The following is a 24,759-nucleotide window of genomic DNA, read 5'->3' as shown; positions in this document are numbered from 1 at the left end:
ACCGGCAACCAGGCACCGGGCACCGGGCACCGGGCGGCACCGGCAGCCGCCGCCCGGTGCCCGTGATCCGGGTGAAAGTCCTGGGGCAACCGGGTGGGGAGCCGGGGGTGGCGGTGTGCCGCCCGGGGGCCGGCGGGATGGTCACTCCGTTCCGATCATCCGATGGATCGGCCGCGCGCCGGTGAGCCGCCGGACCGCGGCGGCCGCCGTGGAGAGGTACGGGGAGCCGGTATGGGTCCTGCGGCGAGAAGATACGGGCGCTGGGCGGCCGCGGCGGCGGTCCTGCTGCCAGTGGCGGGCTGCGGCGCCGTGGTGGCGGAGCAGGGACGGCCGTCACCGGCCGTGAACGGCAGCCCCCGGCACGGACAGCAGCACGCACGCGCCGACGACGGCGCGCCCCGTGACCCCGGAGCCCCCTCGGCCGCCTCGGCCGCCCCGGCCTCCCGGGGCCCCTCGGCCGCTCCGTCCGCCTCGCCCGGCCGAGGGGCCGGCCCCTGCACCGCTCCCGCCGGCCCGTACCAGCGCAGGGTGGAGGAGTTCCTGGGACTGCCCGTGGACGGCCGGCAGTCGGAGGCGGACTGCCGCGCCATCAGCGCCTGGCAGCGGCGCGAGAAGCTGCGACCGGCCGTCCCCGGCTACGCGGGCGTGAAGACCCGGAGCCACCTCCGCGTCGTCGAGGCCCGCCGCGACCCGAACGCCGGGGGCCGGTGCCCGGAGACGAGGGACCGCATCGCCTGCGTCGACCTGCCGCGCCAGTTGATGTGGGTGCAGCAGGGGAGGAAGGTGCTGCTCGGACCGGTGCCGATCCGCAGCGGCAAGGACGGGCGCCCGACCCGTACCGGCTGGAACCGCATCTCCTGGCGGAACGAGAAGCACGTCTCGACGATCTACAAGACGCCGATGCCGTACGCCCAGTTCTTCAACGGCGGGCAGGCGTTCCACGGGGTGCGCGACGACGTCTACGACCCGGACGGCGGCTCGCACGGCTGTGTGAACCTCACCCGGGCCGACGCGGAACGGCTGTGGAAGACGCTGCGGGTGGGGGACCGGGTCTACATCTGGGGCCGCCGCGCCGGGACCTGAGCCCGGCGGCCCGCCCGTGAGCCCGCCGGCCCCGGGCCCGCGCCCGCCGCTCCCTCGGCGGGTACGCCCCGCCGGGCCGGTGAGACACTGAACCCGATGAACGAAGAGATGCGGGCCCGTGCCGAGATCGATCTCGGCGCCCTCCGGGCCAATGTCCGGGCGCTGCGGGCCCGCGCACCCCGCTCCGAACTGATGGCCGTCGTCAAGTCCGACGCGTACGGCCACGGCGCGCTGCCCTGCGCCCGCGCCGCACGGCAGGCCGGCGCGAGCTGGCTGGCGACCGCCACGCCGCAGGAAGCGCTGGCCCTGCGCGCGGCGGGCGACACGGGCCGTCTGCTGTGCTGGCTGTGGACCCCCGGCGGGCCCTGGCGCCAGGCCATCGAGGCGGACGTCGACGTCTCGGCAAGCGCCCTGTGGGCGCTCCGCGAGGCAGCGGACGCCGCCCGCGCCTGCGGCCGCACCGCCCGGGTCCATCTCAAGGCGGACACCGGTCTGGGCCGGGGCGGCTGCCAGCCGCACGACTGGGACGCGCTCACCGCCGCCGCGCGGGCCGCCGAGGCCGAGGGCGTCCTGAAGGTGACCGGCGTCTGGTCGCACTTCGCCTGCGCCGACGAGCCGGGGCACCCGTCGATCGCCGCGCAGCTGGAGTCCTTCCGGGAGGCGCTGGCCGCCGCGGAGCGCGCCGGGCTGCGGCCGGAGGTGCGCCACATGGCCAACTCCCCGGCGACGCTGACGCTCCCCGAGGCGCACTTCGACCTGGTGCGGCCCGGGATCTCCGTCTACGGGATCTCGCCGAGCCCGGAGGTCGGCCAGCCGGGGGACTTCGGTCTCCGCCCGGCCATGACGCTCTCCGCGCGGCTGGCGAGCGTCAAGCGGGTCCCGGGCGGGCACGGCGTGAGCTACGGCCACCACTACGTGACCGCCGGGGAGACGACCCTCGCCCTGGTGCCCGTCGGCTACGCGGACGGCATTCCCCGGCACGCGTCCGGCACCGGCCCGGTGCTGGTCGGCGGCAAGTGGCGGACGGTCGCGGGGCGGGTCGCCATGGACCAGTTCGTCGTCGACCTGGGCGGCGACACCGCCGCGGCGGGCGACGAGGCCGTGCTGTTCGGCCCGGGCGACGCGGGCGAGCCGACCGCCCAGGACTGGGCGCAGGCCGCCGGCACGATCGCGTACGAGATCGTCACCCGGATCGGGGCGAGGGTGCCCCGGGTGTACGTGAACGCGGACGGCGGATAGCGGATAGGGGCCGCGGGAGGCGGGGCCCCGGCGGCCCGGTGGCCCGCCGCACCCGCCCGGCCCGAGACGCCGCGGCCTCCGGTGCGGCCGCACCGGTGCGCCCGCCGCTCCGGCCGCCGGGGGCCAGGGGGCCGGACCACCGGCACCGGGAACGGGGAACGGGCCCGGCGGTGTTGTCCTTACAGAACCCCCCGGGACCCGTGGGCCTCCCGGGACACACGACCCACGCGGCCCGGGGGACGCGATCGATACACGGGGAGGCTCCCCCGCCCGGCGGCCGAGCCCGTATCGTCGCTGCCCGGTACGGACCGCCGGTCCGCCGCCCCGCGCGGCGTACCACGCCCCCGGAGCCCGTGCGGGAGTGCCCGGGAGGGGGCCGGGCATCGGCCGGCCCCGATCCGGGGCATACGGTCGCTGTGACGGGCGAGGCGGTGCAGAGACGGACGGGGACGACGGCCGGGAAGCGGCCGGCCGGCCGCCGGGCGAGGGACGGACGACGAGGAGCGGCACGACGATGGCTGAGATCACTGCCGGTGAGCCGGCAGCCGGTGCGGTACTGGACGCCGCGGCGTCCGCCGTGGCCGCGGGCGGTCATGCCGCTCACGGCGGGCACCGGCGCCGCGTCGGCCTGGCGGGCACGGCGCTCGGCGTCGTCGCCGCGACCGCCGCGGCCGGTGTCGCGATCGAACGGCTGACCGTCCACCGCGGGATGCGCCGCAAGGCCCGGCTCGCCCTCGACACCGCCGGCCCGTACGGCGCGCTGCGCGGCACCCCCGGCGAGGCCGTGGCGGACGACGGCACGGTGCTCCGCTACGAGGTCCACGAGGCGGAGGCCGAGCCGGCGGCCCACCGCCGCCGCAGGCTCTTCGGGCGTCGCGGGCCCGGCCCGCTCACCGTGGTGTTCTGCCACGGCTACTGCCTGAACCAGGACTCCTTCCACTTCCAGCGCGCGGCGATGAACGGTGTGGTCCGCACGGTCCACTGGGACCAGCGCAGCCACGGCCGTTCCCAGCGCGGCATGGCGCAGGCGGACGGCGTCCCGGTGACGATCGACCAGCTCGGGCGCGACCTGCGGGCCGTGCTCGACGCCGCCGTGCCGCAGGGCCCGGTGGTGCTCGTCGGCCACTCGATGGGCGGCATGACGCTGATGGCGCTGGCCGCCCACTACCCGGAGTACGTGCGGGAGCGGGTCGCGGGCGTCGCGTTCATCGGCACGTCGGCGGGCGGGCTCGGGGAGGTCAACTTCGGGCTGCCGGTGGCCGGGGTGAACGCGGTGCGGCGGATGCTGCCCGGGGTGCTCCGGGCGCTGGGCTCGCGGGTGGACCTGGTGGAGCGGAGCCGGCGGGCCACCGCCGACCTCTTCACGGGGATCGTCAAGCGGTACTCCTTCGGCTCGCGGCACGTGGACCCGGCGGTGGCCCGTTTCGCCGAACGGATGATCGAGTCGACGCCGATCGACGTGGTCGCGGAGTTCTTTCCGGCCTTCCAGGAGCACGACAAGGCGGACGCGCTGGCGGTCTTCGCGGGCCTGCCCGTCCTGGTGCTGAGCGGCGACCGGGATCTGGTCACGCCCGCTTCGCACAGTCAGGCGATCGCCGAGGCGCTGCCGGATGCCGAGCTGGTGCTCGTCCCGGACGCGGGTCATCTGGTGATGCTGGAGCACCCCGAGACGGTGAACGACCGGCTGGCCGAGCTGATCACCCGCGCCGCCGCGGTGCGCGGGGCGCCGCGGAAGCGGCGGCCGCAGCGCCCGGTCCGCAGCTAGCCGGCGGGGCTTCCGGCCTCCCGGTCACCGGCCTCCCGGTCACCGGCCTCCCGGTGACCGGTCTTCCGGCCACCGCCTTCCGCCCACTGGCCACCGGCGCCCGCCTGCCGGGCCGCGCCGACGTTCCGGCTCCGCGCGGCGCGGGCGGCCGCCGCGGTGCGTCCGCCCGGCCGCGCCCGGCCGCGCCCGGCGGTGCGTCACGGCCTACGCCCGGAGGACGTGCCGCAGGCGTCCCGGCGGCGCCCCGGCCGTGCGGCTCGTACCATCGGCCGCAGTGCCCCTCCCGGCCCGAAGGGGCGGTTCCCGCCCGGCCCTCCGCCGCCTCGGGCACCGGAGGAGCAGGACGCCTCCCTCCCGTGCGAAGGCGGGACGGGACCACGCAAGGAGAGAGATGGAAGCCCCGTACGACACGAGCCGCGCCCCGGGCGCGGGTACCGGCGCGGACACCGTCACCCCCGCGGACCCGGCAGCCGCCGCACCCCCGGTCCGGCTGACCGTCCGCACCCCCGACGCGATGCGCGAGCTCGGCCGCCGCCTGGCCCGGCTGCTGCGCCCCGGCGATCTCGTGCTCCTCACCGGCCAGTTGGGCGCCGGCAAGACGACGCTCGCGCGCGGTCTGGGGGAGGGCCTGAACGTGCGCGGCGCGGTCACCTCCCCGACCTTCGTCATCGCGCGGGTGCACCCGCCGCTCGGCACGGGCCCGGCCCTGGTGCATGTGGACGCGTACCGGCTGAGCGGTGGCCTGGACGAGATGGAGGATCTCGATCTGGACGTGTCGCTGCCCGAGTCGGTGGTCGTCGTGGAGTGGGGCGAGGGCCGGATGGAGGAACTGTCGGAGGACCGGCTGCACGTGGTCATCGAGCGCGCGGAGGGTGCCGACGGCCCGGGCCCGGACGAGGCGGCGGCCGGGGACGACGTGCGGGATGTCTCCGTGACGGGCGTCGGCCACCGCTGGGCGGCCGCCGGTCTGTCGTCCCTCATGGACCTGCCCGGCCGGTCGGACGGGCCGGAGGGGGCGGACGGCCGCGGCTGAACGGACCGGACGGCCGCGGCTGCATGGCCGGGACGGCCGGGACGGCCCGGACCGGGCCGGGGGGGCCGGAGGACCATCCGGCGCGGGCGCCCGGGGAAACTCCGGAGGCGGCGTTCCGACATCGTGTCGGCAAGATGTTGCGTCGACGGCGCCGTGCGTGGTCCCATGGGAGAGCAGTGTGGTTAGGTGAACCTAACCCATCCTCCGAACGTTCGTACCGGAGCTCCCCGGGAGGCACCATGCAGCGCCATGAGCCCGCCGCCGACGCGGCGGCACCGGGCACCCGTCCCGAGGGCCGGCCGCCGTCGGTGAGCCGCCTGCTCGCCGCCTGCGCGGCGGCCGCGGCCGTCTCCACCCCGCCGAAGGGCCCGGAGGAGAGCCGCGCCGGGAACGCCGGCGGTGCCCGGGACGGCCGCCCCGGTACCCCGGGCGCGGCCACCGTGCGTCAAGCCGCCTGACGCGGATTCCGCCCTCGCTCTGATCTTCGGAAGCGGACCCGAAACGGACCCGAAACGGACCCGAAACGGACCCGAAACGGACCCGAAACGGACCCGAAACGGACCGGGAGCCGGCCGGGAACGGACCGTCCGCGGGCTCCGCGCGCCGGGCGGACGCAAGACGAACCACTCCGCGCCGAGCGCGGACACCGCGGGGCGAACAGCGCGGGGCGAACAGCGTGGGCGCCGCGGCGCGGCCGGGGCCGGGGTAAGCCCCCGGCGCCGCCTCCGGACCGGGCGGATCAGGGAACCACGACGACCTTCGTGCCGACGGGCGCGAACTTCCACATCGCCGCGCCGTCCTCGCGCGTGGCCCGTATCCCGCCGGTCTTCCCCGCGTCCGGGTCCGGCTTGGAGCCGTCCACCGCGGCGCTGAACCCGATGACCACCCCCTCGGTGGTCGTGAACACCACCGAGTGCTCGATCGGCACCCCGTCCGACCCGGCGACGCTCTCCGCGCGCGACACCACCGCGTACTCGCCCGGTGCCGGGCTCACGGCGCTGGGCCAGACCTCGTACGTCCGGGTGGGCTGCTCGTTCTCGCCGACCAGCCACACCCGCTCGGCGCCCAGCGAGTAGACGACGCGCAGCCCGGTGCCGGAGTCCGCGGGCACGGCCGGCTTCTCGTCCGCCGTCTCCCCGCTCTCCGGTCCGGCGTCCTCGCTGCTGCCGGGCTCGGGCGAGGCCGAGGCGGCGGCGCGGTCCTTGGAGGCGGCCGGCCGGTCGGAGGCGCTGGCGGCAGCCTGGTAGGTCAGGAATCCGACCGCGGCGAGAGCCACCGCGGTCAGCCCGGCCACGATTTTCCCCGAGCTGCTCACTGCCACCCCTGCGACCACCTTTTCGTACCGCCGTACGTGCGTGGGCCCGACGTTAGCACCGCCGGAACCCCGCCCCGCGCCCGCGCCGGAGCCCTGCCCACTCCGGCGCCCCGGCCCGCCCGCGGGCACGCCCCCGCTTCCTCTCCCGGACCCGGGCCGGGGCCCCCGGCCCGGGTGGGGCGGGCCACGGGCCGGGCCGGGGTCCGCGCGGAGCGCCGTAGGCTGTACCCGTGCTGCTGCTCGCTCTTGACACCGCGACCCCCGCCGTCACCGTCGCCCTCCACGACGGTGAGCGCGTCCTCGCCGAGGCGTCCCGCGTGGACGCCCGGCGCCACGGTGAGCTGCTGATGCCCGCCGTGGACCGGGTGCTCGGAGAGGCCGGGGTGAAGCTGCCCTCGGTGACCGGCATCGTCGTCGGGGCCGGGCCCGGCCCGTACACCGGACTGCGCGTCGGCCTGGTCACGGCGGCCGCCTTCGGCGCCGCGACCGGCGCCCCGGTGTACGGACTGTGCACCCTCGACGGCATCGCGTACGCCGCCGGGCGGGCAGGGCTCGACGGCCCGTTCACCGTGGCCACGGACGCCCGCCGCAAAGAGGTCTACTGGGCCCGCTACGCCGACGCCCGCACCCGCCTCACCGCACCCGCCGTGGACCGCCCCGCCGAGATCGCGGAGCAGGTCGCGGACGGGCCGGCGGTCGGCGCGGGCGCGCTGCTCTACCGGGACGTCTTCCGCGACGTGCCGGAGGGGATGCCGGAGCACCAGTCGGCGGGCGCGCTGGCCGCTCTCGCCGCCGAACGGCTCGCGGCCGGGGACCCGGAGTTCCTGGCGAGCGCCGGAGAGCCGGTCCGGCCGCTCTATCTGCGCCGCCCGGACGCCCAGGTGCCGGCCAACTACAAGGTGGTCACGCCACGGTGACCGGCGCGGCGACACCCGGAGCCACCGGCGGGACGGCCGGGGGCGCGGCGAGGGGCGCGACGCCCGGTGTGCGCACCGGCGCGCACGCCCCGGCACCCGCCCCCGTACCCGTCGCCCCCGTACCCGCCGTCGTGCTGCGCGAGATGCGCTGGTGGGACATCCCGGCGGTGCTGGACCTGGAGCGCGAGATGTTCCCGGAGGACGCCTGGACGGAGGGCATGTTCTGGTCGGAACTCGCGCACGCCCGCGGCAGGGACGCCTCCCGCCGCTACCTCGTCGCCGAGGAGACCGGCCCCGACGGGGAGCCCGGCGGGAGCGCCGGGCCCGGCGGAACCGGGAAGCCCGGGAGCGCCGCGCCACCGCTCGCCGCCCCGGCGGCCGCCGGCCGGATCGTCGGCTACGGCGGCCTCGCGGCCTCCGGCGGTACCGGTGACGTGCAGACGATCGCCGTCACCCGCGCCCACTGGGGCACCGGCCTCGGTGCCCGCCTGCTGGCCGAACTGCTCGCGGCCGCCTGGGCGTTCGCCTGCGAGGAGGTGCTGCTGGAGGTCCGCGTCGACAACACCCGCGCCCAGCGCCTCTACGAGCGCTTCGGCTTCCGGCCCCTCGGCATCCGCCGCGGCTACTACCAGCCGGGCAACGTGGACGCCCTGGTCATGCGCCGCACGGCGCCGGGCCCCGCCGCTCCGGACGCCCCGGCCCCCGGCCGCGCACCCGGGTCCGTATCCGGGACGGAACCCGGACCCGAACCCGAACGCGAATCCGGACCCGAATCCGGAGCCGAGCCCGAACCCACCGCCGGACGCGCCGGCCAAGCCACCACCCCCGGCACCCCCGGCACCCCCGGCAGCCCCGACATCCCGGCAGCGGACCCAGACGAACAGGGAACGACCATCCATGGCTGACGAGCCCCTTGTCCTCGGTATCGAGACCTCCTGCGACGAGACCGGCGTCGGCATCGTCCGCGGCCACACCCTCCTCGCCGACGCCGTCGCCTCCAGCGTCGACGAACACGCCCGCTTCGGCGGGGTCGTGCCGGAGGTCGCCAGCCGCGCCCACCTGGAGGCGATGGTCCCGACGATCCAGCGCGCCCTGAAGGAGGCCGGGGTCGCGCCCGGCGACCTCGACGGCATCGCCGTCACGGCCGGGCCCGGCCTGGCGGGCGCCCTGCTGGTCGGCGTCTCGGCGGCCAAGGCCTACGCGTACGCCCTCGGCAAGCCCTTGTACGGCGTCAACCACCTCGCCTCGCACATCGCCGTCGACCAGCTGGAGCACGGACCGCTGCCCGAGCCGACGATGGCCCTCCTCGTCTCCGGCGGCCACTCCTCCCTGCTGCTCGCCCCGGACATCACCAGCGACGTCCGGCCGCTGGGCTCGACCATCGACGACGCGGCCGGCGAGGCGTTCGACAAGGTCGCCCGGGTCCTGAACCTCGGATTCCCCGGCGGCCCCGTCATCGACCGGATGGCGCGCGACGGCGACCCGGACGCCATCGCCTTCCCGCGCGGCCTGACCGGCCCCCGCGACGCCGCCTACGACTTCTCCTTCTCCGGGCTCAAGACGGCCGTGGCCCGCTGGATCGAGGCCAAGCGGAACGCGGGCGAGGACGTGCCCGTGGCGGATGTGTCGGCGTCCTTCCAGGAGGCGGTCGTCGACGTCCTCACCCGCAAGGCCGTCCGCGCCTGCCGTGACAACGGCGTGGACCATCTCATGATCGGCGGCGGTGTCGCGGCCAACTCCCGGCTGCGCGCCCTGGCGGAGCGCCGCTGCGAGGACGCGGGCATCATTCTGCGCGTACCGCGGCCGAAGCTCTGCACGGACAACGGCGCGATGGTCGCCGCGCTGGGCGCCGAGATGGTGGCCCGGGGCCGGTCGGTCTCGGCCTGGGACCTGTCCGCGGACTCGTCCCTCCCGGTCACGGAACCGCACGTCCCGGGCGGGGAGCCCGCCGAGGCGGAGCGAGGCCACGGAGACACGCACCCGCCCGCGCACTCCCACACGCACTCGCACTCCCACACGCACTCGCACGATCACGTGCACGAGCTGAGCAAGGGGAATCTGTACTCATGACCGTGGCCCTGATGTGGGAGGCCCGTGCCGCCGGGGGGCGCGCCGCGGAGCTGCTGGCCTGGGTGCGCGAGCAGCGGCTCGACGGCGAGCGGGCGCCGCTGCGCCGCGAGACCTTCGCCGCGTCCGGCGACCGGGTGCTGGTGATCACCTGGTGGGACGCCCCGCTGGACGCCGATGTCCCCGAACTCCCCGATCCCAGCCCGGAGTTGGCGGCCCGCCCGGTGCACCGCTGGCGCTTCGAGTCCCTCGGCACGGGCTGACCGGCGCGCGGACGCCGGGCGCGGCGCAGGGCACCCCATGCCTCGGCCCGGTCCCGCCTCGGCCCCGTCCGGCTGTGCGCCTCAGCGCCGCCCGGACGACCCGCTCGCGACGCCGCCGCTGCCGCCGCCGTTCAGATCGGAGTCGTCCAGCTTCCCCCGCATGATGTCCCCGTGGAAGCCGCGGATGTGGGCCTCCACCAGGTCGCCCGCGCGCTCCTGGTCCCCGGCGGCGATCGCGTCGTAGATGGCGCGGTGCTCGCCGCGCAGCCGCCGCGCCACCGCCTCCCAGTCGTCGATCTTGTTGAACGCCTTGAGCAGGACGTGCCGGAAGGCGTTGCGCACGGCGACGGTCATGTCCGTCATCAGCCGGTTGCCGCCGGCCTCGGCGATGGCGACGTGGAACGCGGTGTCGTGGTCGTTGAAGCGCTCCCGGGAGAGTCCGGGCCGGTCCATGGCGTCCAGCTCGGCCCGCATCCGCGCGAGGTGTTCGACGGTGGCGCGCCGGGCGGCGAGGCGGGCGCTGGCCCGTTCCAGCGTGGCGCGTGACTCGACGACGTCGTCGAGCGGGAAGTTCGCCAGCGCCATGTGCAGCCGGAGCAGCTGGGTGAGCCCTTCGCTGGGCATGGCCGCGATCACGCTGCCGGAGGACGGCCCGGTGCCGACCCGGGCGCGCAGCACGCCGTGGGCCTCCAGGACGCGCAGGGCCTCACGGACGGCCGCGCGGCTGACGCCCAGCAGGTCGACGAGTTCCCGCTCCGGGGGCAGCCGGTCCCCGACCCGCAGATTGCCCGCGAGGATCTGCTCCTCGATGCGGGCCAGTACGAGCTCGAAGGTGCGGGAACGCGGCACCGGTTCCCAGGCCGCGGCGTCAGCCATAGAACGCTTCTTCCCTTTCCGAGGGCCGTCGTTGGACGGGACGGGTCCCCTCGCCCCACTCCGTGAGCATACGTGAGGTCCTGGAAGCGAAAGGTCTGACCAATCAAATTGACGTGGTCGAACCTCTGGACACCTCGCGATCGGCTCAATAGCGTGTGCGCGCCCCATCCGTATGGTCTGACCAAACCCTCAAGAGGACCGTATGTACCAGCCTGATATCTCTCCCATCGCGGACAGCCTCGGCCTGTCCGCCCTCGTGGCCGCCCTTCCCCTGCTCACCCTCTTCGTCCTGCTCGGCGGCCTCAGGATGAAGGCGCACTGGGCGGGCCTCGTCTCGCTCGCCGTGGCCGTGCTGGTCGCCGTCGCCGGCTACGGCATGGCCCCCGGCCTCGCCCTGCTCTCGGCGACCCAGGGGGCGGCTTTTGGCCTCTTCCCCATCATGTGGATCGTGCTGACCGCGATCTGGGTCTACCAGCTCACCGTGGTCAGCGGCCGATTCGAGGATCTCCGCCGGGCCTTCGGCCTGATCAGCGACGACCCCCGGATACAGGCGGTCATCATCGCCTTCTGCTTCGGCGGTCTGCTGGAGGCGCTCGCCGGATTCGGCGCCCCCGTGGCGATCACCGGTGTGATGCTGATGGCCCTCGGCTTCTCCCCGGTCCGCGCGGCGATCACCGTCCTGGTGGCCAACACCGCGCCCGTGGCCTTCGGCGCGATCGCCATCCCGATCATCACCGCCGGTGAACTCACCAAGATCCCGTACACCGAGATCGGCGCCTACGTCGGCCGGCAGACCCCGCTGCTCGCCGTCTTCGTCCCGCTGCTGCTGGTGGCGCTCGTCGACGGCAAGCGCGGTGTGCGGCAGACCTGGCCCGCCGCCCTGGTCTGCGGTGCCGCCTTCGGCCTGGCCCAGTTCGTCAGCGCCAACTACATCTCCGTCGAGCTCACCGACATCATCGCCTCGCTCATCGGCCTGGCCGCGCTGGTCGTCTTCCTCCGCGTCTGGAAGCCGCAGGGCGGCCAGGACGCCAAGGCGTCGCTGAAGGCCGCCACCGAGAAGGAGCTCGGGACGGAGGCCGCCGAGGCCCAGGAGGCGGCCAACGCCACCTCGGACCGGCGCGAGGGCTCCCTCCTCATGGCCTTCCTGCCGTACCTGATCATCATCGCGATCTTCTCGCTGGCCAAGCTGTGGACGCCGCTCAAGGAGTTCCTGGCCTCGACCGATGTGAAGATCCCCTGGCCCGGTCTGGACGGGAACATCCTCAACGCCGCGGGCGACGTGGTGACCAGCACCGTCTACACCCTGCCGTGGCTCTCCTCCCCGGGCACCCTGCTGCTGATCTCCGGCGTGCTCGTCGCGCTCGTCTACAAGGTCGACCCGGCCACCACCGTGCGGGAGTTCGGCGGAACCGTCGCCAAGCTCCGCTGGGCCCTGCTCACCGTCGCCACCGTGCTCGCCCTGGCCTACGTCCTCAACATGTCCGGCCAGACGATCACCATGGGCACCTGGATCGCCGGAACCGGTGCGGCCTTCGCCTTCCTCTCCCCGATCCTGGGCTGGCTGGGCGTCGCCGTCACCGGCTCCGACACCTCCGCCAACGCCCTCTTCGCCACCCTCCAGCAGGCGGCCGCCGCCAAGGCGGGCCTCGACCCGACCCTGCTGGTCGCCGCCAACACCTCCGGCGGCGTGGTCGGCAAGATGATCAGCCCGCAGAACCTCACCATCGCCGCCACGGCGGTCGGCCTGGTCGGCAAGGAGTCCCAGCTCTTCCGCGGCGCCATCAAGTGGAGCCTCGGACTGCTGCTCGCCATGTGCGTCCTGGTCTACCTCCAGTCCAACGTCCTGGCCTGGATGCTGCCGTAACGGCGGACGGAGAATCCCCCTCATGCGAATCGCCCTGTTCATCACCTGCTTCAACGACACCCTCTTCCCGGCCACCGGCCGGGCGATGGTGACGCTGCTGGAGCGGCTCGGCTGCACGGTGGAGTTCCCGCCGGACCAGACCTGCTGCGGGCAGATGCACTTCAACACCGGCTACCAGCGGGACTGCGTGCCGCTCGTCCGCTCGTTCGGCGAGGTCTTCGCCGGATACGACGCCGTCGTGACCCCGTCCGGCTCCTGCGCCGGCATGGTGCGCGAGAACCACGGCCGGGTCGCCGAGATCTCCGGCGACCCGGACCTGGCCGCCTCCGTGGCGGCGGCGCCGAAGGTGTACGAGCTGTCCGAGTTCCTGGTGGACGTACTGAAGGTCACCGATGTCGGGGCGTACTTCCCCCACCGGGTCACCTACCACCCCACCTGCCACTCCCTGCGCATGCTCCGGGTCGGCGACAAGCCGCTCCGGCTGCTGCGCGCGGTGCGCGGGATCGACCTGGTGGAGCTGCCCGAGGCCGACCAGTGCTGCGGCTTCGGCGGCACGTTCGCGCTGAAGAACGCGGACACCTCGGTCGCCATGTGCTCCGACAAGGTCCGCCATGTGCGGAGCACGGGCGCCGAGGTGCTCGTCGCGGGCGACAACTCCTGCCTGATGCACATCGGCGGTGCGCTGTCCCGGCAGCGCACCGGCGTGCGCACCCTGCACCTGGCGGAGATCCTGGCCAGTACGGAGGCGGACCCGGCCCCCGGGACGCCGGCCGCCGCCGTCACCGGCACACGGAAGCCGAAATCCGGGAAGCCGAAGTCCGCTACGAAGACAACCGGTACGACGAAGGGGGCGAAGCGATGAGCGGCGGAACATTCGTCGGCATGCCGGCCTTCCCCGAAGGGGCCGCGACGGCACTCGCCGACACCCAACTGCGCCGCAACCTCGCGCACGCCACCGGCACCATCCGCGGAAAGCGGGCGGCGGTCGTCGGCGAACTCGGCGACTGGGAGGAGCTGCGCGAGGCCGGGCGCGCCGTCAAGGAGCACACCCTGCGCCATCTCGACCGCTATCTCCTCCAGTTGGAGGAGAAGGTCACCGCGGCCGGCGGCGTGGTGCACTGGGCGCGGGACGGCGACGAGGCCAACCGCATCGTCACCGACCTGGTCCGGGCCACCGGCGAGACCGAGGTCGTCAAGGTCAAGTCGATGGCCACCCAGGAGATCGGGCTCAACGAGGCGCTGGCCGAGGCCGGCATCGCCGCGTACGAGACGGACCTGGCCGAGCTGATCGTCCAGCTCGGCGACGACCTCCCCTCGCACATCCTCGTCCCGGCCATCCACCGCAACCGCTCGGAGATCCGCGAGACCTTCCTCCGCTCCATGGGCGACTACGGCACCCCGGCACCGGAGGGCCTCACCGACGAGCCCCGCGACCTGGCGGGCGCCGCCCGGCGCCATCTGCGGGAGAAGTTCCTCCGCGCCAAGGTCGGCATCTCCGGCGCCAACTTCCTCGTCGCCGAGACGGGCACCGCCGTGGTGGTCGAGTCCGAGGGCAACGGGCGGATGTGCCTCACCCTCCCGGAGACCCTCATCTCGGTCGTCGGCATCGAGAAGCTGGTGCCGAGCTGGCAGGACCTGGAGGTCTTCTTCCAACTGCTGCCCCGCTCCTCCACCGGCGAGCGGATGAACCCCTACACCTCCACCTGGACCGGCACCGCCGACGGCGACGGCCCGCGCACCTTCCACCTGGTGCTCCTCGACGGCGGGCGCACCGACGTCCTCACCGACGAGATCGGCCGCCAGGCCCTCAACTGCATCCGCTGCTCGGCCTGCCTGAACGTCTGCCCGGTCTACGAACGGGTCGGCGGCCACGCCTACGGCTCGGTCTACCCGGGCCCGATCGGCGCGATCCTCGGACCGCAGCTGCGCGGCACGCGGTCGGAGGTGGACAAGTCCCTGCCCTACGCCTCCACGCTCTGCGGCGCCTGCTACGACGTCTGCCCGGTGAAGATCAACATCCCGGAGGTGCTGGTCCATCTGCGGGCCAGGGTCGCGGACGGGCCACCGGAGACCGGCAAGGTCGCGGGCACGGGTTCGGGTACGGGCACGGGCGCGGCCGGAAGCGGCGACGCCCCGGCCCGGGAGCCGGACCGGCGCCGCGGCGCCTTCTCCGAACGGATGGCCATGAAGGCCGCCCGCTGGGTGCTCTCCGACGCCCGCCGGCTGGCCGCCGCCCAGCGGCTCGGCTCCCTCGGCGGACGGCTGCTCGCCGGACGGGGCAACACGCCCCCGGGGAGGATCGGCCGGCTGCCCGGCCCGCTGTCCGCCTGGAGCGACGCCCGCGACACCCCCGCCCCGCCGCAGGAATCGTTCCGCGCCTGGTGGAAGAGGACTCACCAATGACCACACCCGACACCCCCGAACCCGCACCCGGGCACGCCTCCGCCCCGAGCCCCGCCGCACCGGCGGCCCGGCGCAACGCAGAGGCCCGCGCGGCGGTCCTCGGCCGCATCCGCCGCGCCCTGTCCGACGTACCCGGAGCGTCCGAGCCGGGGCCGGTCCCCGGGGCCGTCCCGGTGGAGCGCCCCTACTCCCACGCGGGGCCCGAGGCGCCCGGCTCGCCCGAGGCGCTGCGGCTGCTCGAAGACCGGCTCGTCGACTACAAGGCGACGGTGCGGACGGTCGCGGACGACGCGGTGGCGGGCGCCATCGCCGACTCCCTGGCCGCACGCGGCGCCGCCCGGGTCGTCCTGCCGGAGGGCTTCCCGGAGCACTGGCGCCCGGAGCCGCCCCCGGGCGCGGCCCCGGGCCCCGCGCCCCGGCTGCTCCCGGACGGCGACCCGCCGCTGACCGTGACCGAACTCGACGACGTGGACGGCGTGGTGACCACGGCGGTCACCGCCATCGCCGCCACCGGCACCCTCGTCCTCGACGGCGGCCCGGGCCAGGGGCGGCGCGCCCTGACCCTGGTGCCGGACCACCACCTGTGCGTGATCCGCGCGGACCAGGTGGTGGCGTCCGTACCGGAGGCGATGGCGCGGCTCGACCCGGCCCGCCCGCTCACCTTCATCTCGGGCCCCTCGGCCACCAGCGACATCGAACTCCGCCGCGTCGAGGGCGTCCACGGCCCCCGCACCCTGGAGGTCCTGCTGGTGACCGGCTGACGGCCCGGGCGCCGACCACCCAACTCCCCGACCGGGGCAGGGCATCGGGGACCCCGCGCGCACAGCGTCCCGATACCCGCGCCCACCGGGACCGGCCCGGCTTCCGCCGCACGGAAGCCGGGCCGGTCCGTCTTTTTCCTGTACGGAGACGGGGGCGCCCCGCACCATGTCGCATCCGGTGCGGGGCGCCTCGGTGTCCGTCCGGTTCGGTGCCGCCGGGTCAGCCCCGGGCCGCGTAGGAGACGAACGCGGACCAGGCGACGGTGGAGAGGGCGAGCTGAGGACCGGCCTTGTCCTTGGAGTCGCGGACGTGGACGGTGCCGGGAAAGGTCCGGCGGCGATCAACCTCGCCCGGCCGCCCGGCCGCCCGGTCATGCGACCGCGTGTGCCGGGCCCGGCTCAGCGGAGGCGGCCGACCGCCCAGAACGTGGAGACCAGCACCCCGGTGAACCACGCGGCCATCTCGACGGCCCGGCCCGCGAGCGACTGGTCCAGCAGCCCTTCCGACACCGCCCGCCCGGCCATGCCGAACGCCCCGGTGCACAGGACGCAGACCACCGCCACGATCGTGATGTCGGCGATCTGGCCGTCCCGCTCGTCCCTGCGGCCCATTCCCGGTTCTCCGTCCCCGCTCATCCGTGCACCCGTGTATCCGTACATCCGTACGGTGTCGGGACTCAACACGGGAGGGGGTACATCCCATTCCACCCGTCTCACCCACTGGACGGTGATGCGCCTCACCAGGGCATTTGGCTTCGTTCGGCCGTCTCAGCGCGGCGCCGGCCGGCCGATCAGCATCACCGGGGCTCCGGCCGCGCGGGTGAGGAAGACGGTGGCCGCGTTCGGGCCCTTGGGCTTGATCCGCTTGCGCAGCTCCTCCGGTTCGACCGCCGAGCCGCGCTTCTTGACCGTCAGCGTTCCGACCTCGCGTTCGCGCAGCAGCGCCTTGAGCCGTTTGAGGTTGAAGGGGAGGGCGTCGGTGATCTCGTAGGCCGTCGCGTACGGGGTCGGCGTGAGCGCGTCCGCCGTGATGTAGGCGATGGTCGGGTCGATCAGGCGTCCGCCCTCCAGCTCCGCCGCCACGTCCGCCACCAGGTGGGCCCGGATCACGGCGCCGTCCGGCTCGTAGAGGTAGCGGCCCACCGGTCCGGCCTCCGGGTCGGGCAGTCCGGAGGCCGGCAGGGAGGCGCCGGACGGCAGCAGGGTGGCGCGGCGGGTGCCCGGTGCGACGCGAGCGGCGGTGTGGGGCATGGCGTCGGCCTCGGCGTCCGGACGGCCCTCGGGGGAGCCGGTGCCCGGGGCGAACCAGAGCACGGCCTCCTTCACCTCGCCGCCGTCCGAGATCCACTCCGCCTCGGCGTCCTCCGGCACCGCCTCGTGCGGCACCCCGGGGGCGATCTTCAGCGCGGCGTACGGTGCCCGGCGCGCCGCCCCGATGGCCCAGGAGAGCGGTGGCGAGTACGCCTCCGGGTCGAACACCCGGCCGCGTCCCCCGCGCCGTGCGGGGTCCACGAACACCGCGTCGTACGGGGCCGTGTCCACCTCCGTCACCTCCGCGCGGCGCACCTCGATCAGCCCGTCCAGCCCCAGCGCCTCGGCGTTGGCCCGGGCGACCGCGCAGGTCAGCGGATCACGGTCGACGGCCAGTACCGACATCCCGGCCCGCGCCAGGGCGATCGCGTCCCCGCCGATACCGCAGCACAGGTCCGCCACCCGCCGCACGCCCAGGGCGGAGAGGCGGCGCGCGCGGTACGCGGCGACGGACGTGCGGGTCGCCTGTTCGACCCCGTTCGGGGTGAAGAACATCCGGTGGGCGTCCCCGGTGCCGAACTTCGCCACCGCCCGCTGCCGCAGCCGCGCCTGGCCCAGCGCGGCCGACACCAGCTCGGCGGGGTGCTCACGGCGCAGCCGGGTGGCGGTCGCCAGCTCGTGTGCCGGGTCGTGGTCGCGGAGTGCGGTGAGGAGGTGCCGTCCCTCGTCGGTGAGCAGGGCGGAGAAGGCGGAGACGGCGGGATCGACGGCGCCGGGGGTGGAACCCGGGTGGTCGGGAGAGCCGGGGGAGGTGGCGGCGGGGTCGTTCACCTGCCCATTGTGGGCCATCCGGGGGGCGGTGACCGGCGGACGGGGCACCGGAGTTGCGCCGGGTGGGGCCCCTGGCAGCATCCCGTTTCATGGGGTTTGTACGAAAAGCCTACAAGTCAATCGGGCCTGCGAAGGCACAGACCCGGCGGGCACGGCCCCGTGCTCCCCGGACCTCCGCCTCGCCGGCCCGCCTCCGCTCCGGCCGGCAGACGTCCCCGGCGCCGCCGTGGGAGGCAGCGGTCCGCTCCCGCTGCCCCCACGGCCCCGGCGGGGCCGGCGGGGCCGGCGACTGCGGCTGCTCCGGCCATCCCGGCCGTGCCCCCCGGCCCCCGAACCAACCGTGCCCGGGCCCCCGCTCCCGCCCCCGTTCCCGCGGAACGGCCCGGCCCCGTGCCGGCCGTACCGGCCGCACCGCCGCCGCCCTCGTCCTCACCGGACTCCTCGCCGCGGCCTGCGGCCCCTCCGAGGAGCACGGGCCGGTCCCCGATCCCTCCCTCGACGCCCGGAACGCCGCCCCGGACGAGGCGCCCGGCTCGGGCGACCTGCTCTCCGTCCCCGCCCGGGCCCTCGCCGCCCGCGCCGAGCGGCTGCGGCGCGCCCCGGCCGCGCGCCCCGCCGTGGCCCGCAGGTGGGGGCTGCGCTCGGCCCCGCTCGCCCCGCCGCCCCCGCCCGTCGTCAAGCCGGTGCTGACCACCCCGGAAGGGCTCCGCCGCGGCCCGCACCGCCCGGAGGACGGGCTGCCGCATGTGATCACCCGGGTCCCCACCGACGACCGCGTCATCTTCCTGACCATCGACGACGGCGCCGACAAGGACCCCCGGCTGCTCCGCATGGTCCGGGAGCTGAACGTCCCGGTCAGCGCCTTCCTCACGCACAGCCTGGCCCGCGAGGACTACGGGTACTTCCGCCGGCTGCGCGACCTGGGCGCCGGGACGCAGAACCACACCCTCACCCACCCCTACCTCCCCGCTCTCCCCTATGAGAAGCAGCGCCGCGAGATCTGCGGCCAGCAGGACAACCTGGAGCGGGAGACCGGCGTGCGCCCCACGATGTTCCGCCCCCCGTTCGGCGGCTACGACCGCTCCACCCTGCGCGCGGCCGCGTCCTGCGGGATCGAGGTCGTGCCGCTGTGGAACCAGGAGGTCTTCCCCGGGCGGACGGAGTACCGCCGCGGGGCGCTGGACGGGCGGTTCCGCCCCGGCGACATCGTCCTCACGCACTTCCGGGGGCGGGCCCACTGGAAGGGCGACATGCGGGACGTCCTGCGGCGGGTGCTGGACCAGGCCACCGAGGAGGGGTTCGCGGTGGCCCTGCTGGAGGACTACGTCGGCGGCTCCTGAGCGGGCGATGGCCCCTGGGCGCCCGCCCCGCCCGCCCGCGCCGGCCCGGCCGGGGCCGCCGGCCCGCCGAGGGAGACCCGAGAAAAGCCCGTCGCCACCGATGAGTTCCGCCCCGTCCGCCGGTCCGCCCCCGTACAGCGACCCCACAGCAGAGCTTCGCGCCGGCGAGCGGCGCGAGCGAGAGAGAAGAGGCGACACCATGGCTGTCACCAGCGTTTTCGTCAACCTCCCCGTCAAGGACGTCCAGCGCTCCCGCGCCTTCTTCGGCGCACTCGGCTACTCCTTCGACGAGCGGTTCTCCGACGAGAAGTCCGCGTGTCTGGTGCTCAAGGAGGAGAGCATCTTCGCGATGCTGCTGGCCGAGCCCTTCTTCAAGGGCTTCATCAGGAAGGAGATCGCGGACACCGCGAGCAGCACCGAGGTGATCACCGCCCTCGCCGCCGAGAGCCGCGAGGAGGTCGACCGGCTGGTGGACACGGCGCTGGCGTCCGGCGGCTCGCCGGCGAGCGACACCATGGAGGAGGGCCCGATGTACGTCCGTTCCTTCCAGGACCCGGACGGGCACCACTGGGAGGTCGTGAACATGGACATGTCCGCCATGCAGTGACGCCGCCCGGCCCGCCACCGCGGGTCCGCGGGCCCCGGCTTCTCCCACGCGCCGCCACGCGCCGTCACGCGCCGCCACGCCCCGGCGCCGGCGGCGCGTCGGCCTGCCCGGAACCGGCGCGTACGCGCCCCGTGCGCGCCCTCGGGCACCCCGTATCCCCCCGGACGGTCCTCTGCCCGCCCCCGCTCCGGGCCGCCGGCGCCACGACTCGTTGGCACTCAGCTTGACCGAGTGCTAACGCCGTCATAGGCTCGGCGCTGGCACTCACCACCGGCGAGTGCCAACACAGCGACGGGCAGGTCCGGCACCCGCGACGACGGATTTACCCGGTCGCCACCTCAGACAGTTAACCCCGTGAGATCTCCGAAGGGGGAGGTCGGATCGTGACGACCGCCAGCTCCAAGGTTGCCATCAAGCCGCTCGAGGACCGCATTGTGGTCCAGCCGCTCGACGCCGAACAGACCACGGCTTCCGGCCTGGTCATCCCGGACACCGCGAAGGAGAAGCCCCAGGAGGGCGTCGTCCTTGCCGTCGGTCCGGGCCGCTTCGAGGACGGCAACCGTCTTCCGCTCGACGTTTCCGTCGGCGATGTCGTGCTCTACAGCAAGTACGGCGGCACCGAGGTGAAGTACAGCGGCGAGGAGTACCTCGTCCTCTCGGCTCGCGACGTGCTCGCGATCGTCGAGAAGTAATTCACCCAGCAATTCTGATCTGCGCCCCGGCTCTCCCGTGTACTGAACCACCGGGCGCCGGGGCGCGGCTCGTTGAGAGGACTCAGGCAACCCATGGCGAAGATCCTTAAGTTCGACGAGGACGCCCGTCGCGCCCTCGAGCGCGGCGTCAACAAGCTCGCCGACACCGTGAAGGTGACGATCGGCCCCAAGGGCCGCAACGTCGTCATCGACAAGAAGTTCGGCGCTCCGACCATCACCAACGACGGTGTCACCATCGCCCGCGAGGTCGAGGTCGAAGACCCGTACGAGAACCTGGGCGCCCAGCTCGTCAAGGAGGTGGCGACCAAGACCAACGACATCGCGGGTGACGGCACCACCACCGCGACCGTGCTGGCCCAGGCGCTGGTCCGCGAGGGCCTGCGCAACGTCGCCGCCGGCGCCTCCCCGGCCGCCCTGAAGAAGGGCATCGACGCCGCCGTCAAGGCGATGTCGGAGGAGCTGCTGGCCACCGCCAGCCCGATCGACTCCAAGGCGGACATCGCCGCGGTCGCCGGTCTGTCCGCCCAGGACAAGCAGGTCGGCGAGCTCATCGCCGAGGCGATGGACAAGGTCGGCAAGGACGGTGTCATCACCGTCGAGGAGTCCAACACCTTCGGCCTGGAGCTCGACTTCACCGAGGGCATGGCCTTCGACAAGGGCTACCTCTCGCCGTACATGGTGACCGACCAGGAGCGTATGGAGGCCGTCCTCGACGACCCGTACATCCTGATCCACCAGGGCAAGATCGCCTCCATCCAGGACATGCTGCCGCTGCTGGAGAAGGTCATCCAGGCCGGCTCCTCCAAGCCGCTGCTGATCGTCGCCGAGGACGTCGAGGGCGAGGCGCTCTCCACCCTCGTCGTCAACAAGATTCGCGGCACCTTCAACGCCGTGGCCGTCAAGGCCCCCGGCTTCGGCGACCGCCGCAAGGCGATGCTCGGCGACATGGCCACCCTCACCGGTGCCACCGTCATCGCCGAGGAGGTCGGCCTCAAGCTCGACCAGGCCGGTCTCGACGTGCTGGGCTCCGCCCGCCGCGTGACCGTCACCAAGGACGACACCACCATCGTCGACGGTGCCGGCAAGAGCGAGGACGTGCAGGCCCGCGTCGCGCAGATCAAGGCCGAGATCGAGACCACCGACTCCGACTGGGACCGCGAGAAGCTCCAGGAGCGCCTCGCCAAGCTCGCCGGCGGCGTGTGCGTGATCAAGGTCGGCGCCGCGACCGAGGTCGAGCTCAAGGAGAAGAAGCACCGTCTGGAGGACGCCATCTCCGCGACCCGCGCCGCGGTCGAGGAGGGCATCGTGTCCGGTGGCGGTTCGGCGCTGGTCCACGCCGCCAAGGTGCTCAAGGACTCGCTCGGCAAGGAGGGCGACGAGGCCACCGGTGTCGCCGTCGTCCGCCGTGCCGTCGTCGAGCCGCTGCGCTGGATCGCGGAGAACGCCGGCCTGGAGGGCTACGTCATCACCTCCAAGGTCGCCGAGCTGGAGAAGGGCAACGGCTTCAACGCCGCGACCGGCGAGTACGGCGACCTGGTCAAGGCCGGGGTCATCGACCCGGTCAAGGTCACCCGCTCCGCCCTGGAGAACGCGGCCTCCATCGCCTCGCTGCTGCTGACGACCGAGACCCTGGTCGTCGAGAAGCCCGCCGAGGAGGAGCAGGAGGCCGGTGGCCACAGCCACGGCCACGCCCACTGACGCGACCGGTGCCCCGGGCCGCCCGCACGGGTGGTCCGGACCGGTTCCGGCCGTACGGACGAAGCCGGCGCCCCGCTGGGGGCGCCGGCTTCGGCGGTTCGGGGGGCAGGGCCGCGGGCTCACGGCCCCGGTCGCGTAACGCCCTTGCTCCGTCCCGGGGTTCCGGGCCCGGCGCAGCCGTCACCGCGGGCCGAACTTGCGCCCCGTACGGGAGCTGATCCCGCCCAGCATGTTGCGCGGCGCGAGCTTCACCAGTCCCGTGAGGGTCTTGTAGCGGGGGTCCGGAACGCTCAGCGACTTGCCGCGTCCAAGGTCCTTTATCGCGGCCTCGACCAGGCGGTCCGCGTCCAGCCACATCCAGCCGGGGATGTTGTCCGTCCCCACACCGGCCCGCTCGTGGAACTCCGTCCGCACGAAGCCGGGGCAGAGGGCCATCAGCCGCACGCCCGACCCGGCGAGGTCGTGGGCCACGCCCTGGGTGAACTGCACGACCCACGCCTTGCTGGCGCCGTAGGTGCCGCGCGGGACGAACGCGGCCACGGACGCCACGTTGATCACCCCGCCCCGGCCCCGGTTCCGCATCCCGGCGACGGCCGTGTACGTCAGCCGCAGCACCGCCTCGCAGTGGACCTTGAGCATGGTCAGCTCGTCCTCGACCGGTACGTCGAGGAAGGCGCCGCGGTGCCCGAACCCGGCGTTGTTGACCAGCAGGTCGACGGGGTGGGTCCGCTCCTCCAGCCGGGCTTTGACGGCTTCGATCCCCTCCTCGGTGGAGAGGTCGGCGGGCAGCACCTCCACCTCGATGCCGTGCCGGTCGTGCAGCTCGGTGGCCTGTTCGCGGAGCCGCTTCTCGTCACGCGCCACCAGCACCAGATGGTGCCCGTCGGAGGCGAGCCGCCGGGCGAAGGCCGCACCGATGCCCGCCGTGGCTCCCGTAATCAACGCAGTCGTCATACGCGCACGGTATCCGGCGCCGTCGACGGCCGCCGTGCCGCTCCTCACCTTCCGGGGCCCCGGCTTCCGCCCCGCCGCCCCGGGCCGCCGGTGGCTTGCGGCGCAAGAGAACTGACGGCCCGTCAGAGCCAGGCCCCTCCCGGCCCGGAACCCACGGGATGTCAGCCCGCGCCCCGTGGGACCCGGATACCGCCCGGGGCCGCAACCGGCCCTGCCGCTCAGGGCGTTGAGGCCGGGCGGCCGTGGCCGCGGCCGGGCCGGCGTCAGCCGGCGGCGGCCCGCCGCAGCGCGGTCTCGCGGGACTCCGGGTGCAGGGCGTCGCCCGCGGCGAGGATGCGCGGCAGCAGCCGGGGTTCGAGCGTCAGGGCCCGGAAGAGGAAGGAGACCGTGACCTCGTGGTCCGGCCGGTGCTCGACGGCGACGGTGTCCCCGGCCCGGATGGAGCCCGGCCGGACGACCCGGAAGTACGCGCCCGGGACCGCGGCGCGCATGAAGGTCTTGATCCAGCCCCGGCCGTCCGCCGTGGGCAGCAGCCCGGCTCCGCCCAGATGGCCGGCGAAGGTGCGGCAGGGGATCCGCGTGCCGCTGACCTCCAGCACCAGGTCGGGTCCCACCCGCCAGCGCTCGCCGATCAGGGCGCCGTTCACGTCCACACCGGCGGTGGTCAGGTTCTCGCCGAAGACGCCGTTGGGGAGGGCGCCGCCGAGTTCGGCCTCCCAGCGGTCCAGGTCCTCGCGGCCGTAGGCGTACACCGCCTGGTGCTCGCCGCCGTGGAAGCGCCGGTCGCACACCGCGTCCCCGGCGAGGCCGCTGCCGCCCGAGCCCCGGGGCCCGGGCGCCGTCACGGCGACCGGTCCCTCCGCAGGCCGCTTGCCGATCCCGGTGAGTCTCCGGGCCCGGTCGGTGTGGCCGGAGCGGCGGGGGCGGCCGGTGTTCACGGAGAGGAGGCGCATGGGGGCGGAGGAGAGGGGCCTCCCGTGCCCCGGCCCGCGGTCGCGCCCCGGCCCGTGCTCGTGCTTGCGCGCGGGGTGGGGCCGCACCGCCCGCTCGTCTGTGATGCCCGTCGTCATGACCGTCGGCTGCCCCGGTCCGCCCCGGTCAACCACGGCGGCCGGCGCGGCAGCCGGCGCGGCGGCGCGCCGCGGCCCGCCGTACCGGGCCCCGGCTCACCGGGGCGGGCCCTGGTACCCGGGCGCCTGCCCGGTGGGGACGAGCCGGTTGCGGGCCCGGCCCATCAGCTCCTCCCGTTCGTCCTCGGTGAGCCCGCCCCACACGCCGTACGGCTCCCGCACCGTCAGCGCGTGCGAGGCGCACTGGGCGCGGACGGGGCAGCGCATGCAGACCTCCTTGGCCGAGTTCTCCCGCGCGCTCCGGGCCGCCCCGCGTTCGCCCTCCGGGTGGAAGAAGAGCGAGCTGTCGACCCCGCGGCAGGCGGCCAGCAGCTGCCAGTCCCACAGATCGGCGTTGGGTCCGGGAAGGCGGGAGAAATCTGCCATGGCTCGTCTCCTCGGGAGGTACCGGTACGGCGTCGGAGGCCGGGTGGCCACGGCCGGTGGAGCTCGCGACCGCGCGTCCGTGAGTGCCCACGACCGCACGTTCCATGTGTAACCACCTGAAAATATTACTCATGGAAAATCTAGCCACACTCGTCAGCAAAGCGGTATGAATGCCACCAAATAGGGCATAGTCCGTCCGGAGCCCCCGGCCGGAGCCGGGGGCCGGGGCCCGTAACTCTTTCGGGTGACCATCGTTGAAAGTGCGGAGGCGGTTGACGCCGCA

The 24,759-nt window shown here is 74.6% G+C and carries 24 protein-coding genes and 1 pseudogene; 17 read left to right on the top strand and 8 right to left on the bottom strand.

From position 1 onward, the window contains the following. Window positions 1–231 precede the first annotated feature (231 nt). From LIX60_RS12350 to LIX60_RS12330, 5 genes are all read left to right on the top strand, one after another. On the top strand, window positions 232–1,083 hold the full coding sequence (locus LIX60_RS12350; RefSeq protein WP_227958492.1) for a L,D-transpeptidase: 852 nt from the start codon (window positions 232–234) through the stop codon (window positions 1,081–1,083). Between the two features lie 96 nt (window positions 1,084–1,179). Beyond that, window positions 1,180–2,322: an alanine racemase gene (gene alr, locus LIX60_RS12345; RefSeq protein WP_227958491.1), complete on the top strand. Its 1,143-nt coding sequence runs from the start codon at window positions 1,180–1,182 to the stop codon at window positions 2,320–2,322. 514 nt (window positions 2,323–2,836) lie between these two features. Beyond that, window positions 2,837–4,087, top strand: a complete 1,251-nt coding sequence (locus LIX60_RS12340; protein WP_227958490.1) for an alpha/beta hydrolase — start codon at window positions 2,837–2,839, stop codon at window positions 4,085–4,087. A 391-nt stretch (window positions 4,088–4,478) separates the two neighbouring features. Further along, window positions 4,479–5,120, top strand: coding sequence for a tRNA (adenosine(37)-N6)-threonylcarbamoyltransferase complex ATPase subunit type 1 TsaE (tsaE, locus tag LIX60_RS12335; protein WP_374117846.1), 642 nt, complete (start codon window positions 4,479–4,481; stop codon window positions 5,118–5,120). Window positions 5,121–5,359: 239 nt separating this feature from the next. Further along, window positions 5,360–5,578, top strand: a complete 219-nt coding sequence (locus tag LIX60_RS12330; RefSeq protein ID WP_095756987.1) for a hypothetical protein — start codon at window positions 5,360–5,362, stop codon at window positions 5,576–5,578. A 281-nt stretch (window positions 5,579–5,859) separates the two neighbouring features. Here LIX60_RS12330 and LIX60_RS12325 read toward each other — a convergent pair whose 3' ends face one another. Beyond that, the gene (locus LIX60_RS12325) at window positions 5,860–6,441 is read right to left on the bottom strand and encodes a hypothetical protein (protein WP_227958489.1); all 582 of its coding nucleotides are present in this window, start codon (window positions 6,439–6,441) and stop codon (window positions 5,860–5,862) included. Between the two features lie 224 nt (window positions 6,442–6,665). On the opposite strand from LIX60_RS12325, the gene tsaB reads away from it, so the two are divergent. From tsaB to LIX60_RS12305, 4 genes and pseudogenes are all read left to right on the top strand, one after another. Beyond that, window positions 6,666–7,352: a tRNA (adenosine(37)-N6)-threonylcarbamoyltransferase complex dimerization subunit type 1 TsaB gene (gene tsaB / locus LIX60_RS12320; protein ID WP_227958488.1), complete on the top strand. Its 687-nt coding sequence runs from the start codon at window positions 6,666–6,668 to the stop codon at window positions 7,350–7,352. A 143-nt stretch (window positions 7,353–7,495) separates the two neighbouring features. Further along, window positions 7,496–8,086: pseudogene (locus tag LIX60_RS12315) on the top strand (GNAT family N-acetyltransferase); the annotation flags it as partial. Between the two features lie 163 nt (window positions 8,087–8,249). Further along, on the top strand, window positions 8,250–9,422 hold the full coding sequence (tsaD, locus tag LIX60_RS12310; RefSeq protein WP_227958487.1) for a tRNA (adenosine(37)-N6)-threonylcarbamoyltransferase complex transferase subunit TsaD: 1,173 nt from the start codon (window positions 8,250–8,252) through the stop codon (window positions 9,420–9,422). Further along, window positions 9,419–9,682, top strand: a complete 264-nt coding sequence (locus LIX60_RS12305; RefSeq protein WP_227958486.1) for a hypothetical protein — start codon at window positions 9,419–9,421, stop codon at window positions 9,680–9,682. Before tsaD ends, LIX60_RS12305 begins: the two co-directional genes overlap by 4 nt. An 81-nt stretch (window positions 9,683–9,763) precedes the next feature. On the opposite strand, the gene LIX60_RS12300 is transcribed toward LIX60_RS12305, so the two are convergent. After that, window positions 9,764–10,558, bottom strand: a complete 795-nt coding sequence (locus tag LIX60_RS12300; RefSeq protein ID WP_227958485.1) for a FadR/GntR family transcriptional regulator — start codon at window positions 10,556–10,558, stop codon at window positions 9,764–9,766. 202 nt (window positions 10,559–10,760) lie between these two features. On the opposite strand from LIX60_RS12300, the gene LIX60_RS12295 reads away from it, so the two are divergent. The 4 genes from LIX60_RS12295 to LIX60_RS12280 are packed head-to-tail and all read left to right on the top strand — an operon-like array spanning window position 10,761 to window position 15,586. Further along, window positions 10,761–12,422: an L-lactate permease gene (locus LIX60_RS12295; RefSeq protein ID WP_227958484.1), complete on the top strand. Its 1,662-nt coding sequence runs from the start codon at window positions 10,761–10,763 to the stop codon at window positions 12,420–12,422. 22 nt (window positions 12,423–12,444) lie between these two features. Further along, window positions 12,445–13,284: a (Fe-S)-binding protein gene (locus tag LIX60_RS12290; protein ID WP_227958483.1), complete on the top strand. Its 840-nt coding sequence runs from the start codon at window positions 12,445–12,447 to the stop codon at window positions 13,282–13,284. After that, window positions 13,281–14,825 carry a lactate utilization protein B gene (locus LIX60_RS12285; RefSeq protein WP_227958482.1) on the top strand — a complete coding sequence of 515 codons (1,545 nt, stop codon included), beginning with the start codon at window positions 13,281–13,283 and terminating at the stop codon, window positions 14,823–14,825. The genes LIX60_RS12290 and LIX60_RS12285 overlap by 4 nt, the downstream gene beginning before the upstream one ends. Then, the gene (locus tag LIX60_RS12280; RefSeq protein WP_227958481.1) at window positions 14,822–15,586 is read left to right on the top strand and encodes an LUD domain-containing protein; all 765 of its coding nucleotides are present in this window, start codon (window positions 14,822–14,824) and stop codon (window positions 15,584–15,586) included. The genes LIX60_RS12285 and LIX60_RS12280 overlap by 4 nt, the downstream gene beginning before the upstream one ends. Window positions 15,587–15,806: 220 nt before the next feature. Here LIX60_RS12280 and LIX60_RS12275 read toward each other — a convergent pair whose 3' ends face one another. The 3 genes from LIX60_RS12275 to LIX60_RS12265 form a co-directional block, all read right to left on the bottom strand. Then, entirely contained in the window at window positions 15,807–16,040 is a 234-nt protein-coding gene (locus tag LIX60_RS12275) for a DUF397 domain-containing protein (RefSeq protein WP_227958480.1), read from the bottom strand. After that, on the bottom strand, window positions 15,986–16,198 hold the full coding sequence (locus tag LIX60_RS12270; protein ID WP_227958479.1) for a hypothetical protein: 213 nt from the start codon (window positions 16,196–16,198) through the stop codon (window positions 15,986–15,988). The genes LIX60_RS12275 and LIX60_RS12270 overlap by 55 nt, the downstream gene beginning before the upstream one ends. A gap of 156 nt (window positions 16,199–16,354) precedes the next feature. Then, window positions 16,355–17,686, bottom strand: coding sequence for a methyltransferase domain-containing protein (locus tag LIX60_RS12265; protein WP_227958478.1), 1,332 nt, complete (start codon window positions 17,684–17,686; stop codon window positions 16,355–16,357). A gap of 71 nt (window positions 17,687–17,757) precedes the next feature. Between LIX60_RS12265 and LIX60_RS12260 the strand changes: the two genes are divergently transcribed. From LIX60_RS12260 to groL, 4 genes are all read left to right on the top strand, one after another. Further along, complete coding sequence (locus LIX60_RS12260) at window positions 17,758–19,008, top strand: polysaccharide deacetylase family protein (RefSeq protein WP_227958477.1); 1,251 nt, start codon at window positions 17,758–17,760, stop codon at window positions 19,006–19,008. A gap of 199 nt (window positions 19,009–19,207) precedes the next feature. Beyond that, window positions 19,208–19,615, top strand: a complete 408-nt coding sequence (locus LIX60_RS12255) for a VOC family protein (protein WP_227958476.1) — start codon at window positions 19,208–19,210, stop codon at window positions 19,613–19,615. Window positions 19,616–19,998: 383 nt separating this feature from the next. Then, complete coding sequence (gene groES, locus LIX60_RS12250) at window positions 19,999–20,307, top strand: co-chaperone GroES (protein ID WP_019710502.1); 309 nt, start codon at window positions 19,999–20,001, stop codon at window positions 20,305–20,307. A gap of 93 nt (window positions 20,308–20,400) precedes the next feature. Beyond that, the gene (groL, locus tag LIX60_RS12245) at window positions 20,401–22,026 is read left to right on the top strand and encodes a chaperonin GroEL (RefSeq protein WP_227958475.1); all 1,626 of its coding nucleotides are present in this window, start codon (window positions 20,401–20,403) and stop codon (window positions 22,024–22,026) included. A gap of 180 nt (window positions 22,027–22,206) precedes the next feature. Here groL and LIX60_RS12240 read toward each other — a convergent pair whose 3' ends face one another. The 3 genes from LIX60_RS12240 to LIX60_RS12230 form a co-directional block, all read right to left on the bottom strand. Beyond that, window positions 22,207–22,980, bottom strand: coding sequence for an SDR family oxidoreductase (locus LIX60_RS12240; RefSeq protein ID WP_227958474.1), 774 nt, complete (start codon window positions 22,978–22,980; stop codon window positions 22,207–22,209). A gap of 263 nt (window positions 22,981–23,243) precedes the next feature. Next, window positions 23,244–23,933 (bottom strand): MOSC domain-containing protein, encoded by a 690-nt coding sequence (locus LIX60_RS12235; protein ID WP_227958473.1) that lies wholly within the window; start codon window positions 23,931–23,933, stop codon window positions 23,244–23,246. 213 nt (window positions 23,934–24,146) lie between these two features. After that, a complete protein-coding gene (locus tag LIX60_RS12230) occupies window positions 24,147–24,476 on the bottom strand; it encodes a WhiB family transcriptional regulator (protein ID WP_095756982.1) in 330 nt (109 codons plus the stop codon). Between the last annotated feature and the right edge of the window lie 283 nt (window positions 24,477–24,759).

This window comes from Streptomyces sp. S07_1.15 (genome assembly GCF_020739505.1).
In the GTDB taxonomy this organism is placed as follows: domain Bacteria; phylum Actinomycetota; class Actinomycetes; order Streptomycetales; family Streptomycetaceae; genus Streptomyces; species Streptomyces xinghaiensis.
This window is presented reverse-complemented; position numbering and strand designations above follow the sequence as displayed.